The sequence below is a fragment of the Neotamlana sargassicola genome, from assembly GCF_020523965.1.
GTDB lineage: Bacteria > Bacteroidota > Bacteroidia > Flavobacteriales > Flavobacteriaceae > Neotamlana > Neotamlana sargassicola.
Genome location: NZ_JAJAPX010000034.1, coordinates 1 through 281, shown reverse-complemented (window position 1 = coordinate 281; position 281 = coordinate 1). Strand labels below are relative to the sequence as shown.

Sequence of the window (281 nt, the reverse complement as noted above, 5' to 3'; positions counted from 1 at the left end):
ATTAATAAGTATTAAACTTACTAATAATGATTAATTGTATCGCTCGCGTGATACTTTATTAATCTTAATTACTTTTCATTAGATATAAATCTAATGTTTCATGTATCTTTTCAATATGTCAATGAACGTTTATACTGAAATATATTCAGTAGTTTGTGGAGAATATCGGAGTCGAACCGATGACCTCTTGCGTGCAAGGCAAGCGCTCTAGCCAGCTGAGCTAATCCCCCGTATCTTGTAGTTAGCAGTGTTCAGTCGCAGTTTAAAGTAACTAAACCTGC

Annotated in this window: 1 tRNA gene; it reads right to left on the bottom strand. The window is 34.5% G+C overall.

Going from position 1 to position 281, the window contains the following annotated elements:
* Positions 1–156 precede the first annotated feature (156 nt).
* A tRNA-Ala gene (locus LG651_RS15700) sits at positions 157–230 on the bottom strand.
* Positions 231–281 lie beyond the last annotated feature (51 nt).